The following is a 1,844-nucleotide window of genomic DNA, read 5'->3' as shown; positions in this document are numbered from 1 at the left end:
GATCGGGATAGGGGCGGTCAGAGAGTCTGACCGATCCCCTCCCACACCACCCGGCATGCGGGTCCGCACCGGGCGGTTCGAGCAGTTGAGGTCATGAGAGTCGGGGTACGCCAAGACGGTCGAAGTAGGCGATCGGCATAGCACGGTTCAGCAGCCAGCGGCTGTTTCGCCACCAACGCCGACTGTTCGCGGCCACCCGGTAGGCATCCTCCCTCGAGGCACCCAACGCCAGCAACTCCCGGTACATCGTCGTGCCCCGACGCCAGTGCTTAAGCTGCATTGCACGCAACCGGTGCCTGATCCACTCGTCGAGTTCACGGAACACTCGCGGCGTCTGTGCAAGCTGGAAGTACGCCTTCCAACCCGGCATATAGGCCCTCAGGCGTTCCACTACTTCCGCCAAGCTCCGCCCTCCCTGGCGGCGGGTCAGGTCTCGGATGCGTTGCTTAAAGGTCTCCAGTGCCTTTCGGGCCACCGCACATTTGATCCGCTCGCCCGCACTGAGCCACAGTTCATAGCCCAGGAACTTGCGACCGGTCGCCTGAGCAACCGCCGTCTTAGCCTCATTGACCTTCAGATGGAGTCGATCGTAGAGCTTGCGCAAACTATCCAGCACTCGTTCGCCCGAGCGGCGACTGCGCACGTATACATTGCAGTCGTCGGCGTAGCGCACGAAGCGATGGCCTCGCCTCTCCAGTTCCCGGTCCACCTCGTCCAACAGCACATTGGCCAGCAGCGGCGACAGCGGGCCGCCTTGCGGCGTGCCCTCGTATCGCTCGCTGGCCACCCCGCCATCCATGATGCCAGCCACCAAGTAACGGCGCACCAGACGCAGCACGGCCTTGTCCGCAATCCGCCTCGATAGCCGCTCCATCAGGATGTCGTGATTGACCCGATCGAAGAACTTCTCCAGATCCACATCGACCACCACCCGGTAGCCGTCCTGCACATGCCGTTGTGCCGTCAGCACCGCGTCACGCGCTCGACGTCCCGGCCGGAAGCCGTAACTGTGTTCGGAGAAGGTCGGATCAATAATGGGCTGCAGAACTTGCAGCAGGGCTTGCTGGATCAGTCGATCCGTCACCGTCGGTATCCCCAGTTCACGCATCCCGCCTCCGGGTTTCGGAATCTGGACGCGCCTCACCGGCGCGGGCCGGTAACTGCCGTCCAGTAACGCTTCCCGAATCCCGGGCCAGTGCGTCTTCAGGTACTCCGCCGTCCCGGCGATCGACTTCCCATCCACCCCAGCATTGCCGCGATTGGCTTTGACGCGTTTCCACGCCATCACCAGATTCGCTCTCGCGAGCGCCTGCGAGAGCAGGCCATCTCGCCCCAAGCCTCCGGTTCCATGCCCCGCCGTCCGTGCTTCATCACGCTTCGCTTCAGGCGCGGCTTCACCTCGCCCTCCAGCGTTACGCCCCGCTTGCACAGGCTTCTGATGCACTACACGTCCGAGCGACACGACCTTCGGCCCTCCTACTCGTTCGGCCCTTCACCCCCAACCGGCGGCTATTACGGCCTCTGCTGACTTCTCGCTCCGGCTTGCCGCCGTCGCCCTTTCAGGCATGAGGCGAGATCTCCCCAGGTAAGAACGCATTCCTTCATCGCACAACCGCCGCATCTACGCCGCTTCGCCTTGATCACGAGGGCTTCGCGGTTACGTGCCCGCTCGCCCTGCTCGGCAGCGCCTTCTATGCGGTTCTTGTCCATCGGCTCGCGATTTACGCTCCACGCTTCCTTCCCACACTCGGTCACCCTCATGCAGTTGCGCTTCACTTCATTTGCCGTGATCAACTTATGGCGGGACTTCCACCCGCAGGAATGCGCCCATGCTGGGCGCACAC

2 protein-coding genes are annotated in these 1,844 nt (G+C 63.3%); both read right to left on the bottom strand.

Going from position 1 to position 1,844, the window contains the following annotated elements; all coding sequences use genetic code 11:
* Positions 1-91 precede the first annotated feature (91 nt).
* Positions 92-1,462: a group II intron reverse transcriptase/maturase gene (gene ltrA / locus CFB82_RS41420; RefSeq protein WP_089487950.1), complete on the bottom strand. Its 1,371-nt coding sequence runs from the start codon at positions 1,460-1,462 to the stop codon at positions 92-94.
* A gap of 50 nt (positions 1,463-1,512) precedes the next feature.
* A partial coding sequence (locus CFB82_RS43830; RefSeq protein ID WP_256990785.1) for a hypothetical protein occupies positions 1,513-1,844 on the bottom strand: 332 nt, incomplete at its 5' end.

This window comes from Burkholderia sp. HI2714 (genome assembly GCF_002223085.1).
GTDB lineage: Bacteria > Pseudomonadota > Gammaproteobacteria > Burkholderiales > Burkholderiaceae > Burkholderia > Burkholderia lata_D.
This window is presented reverse-complemented; position numbering and strand designations above follow the sequence as displayed.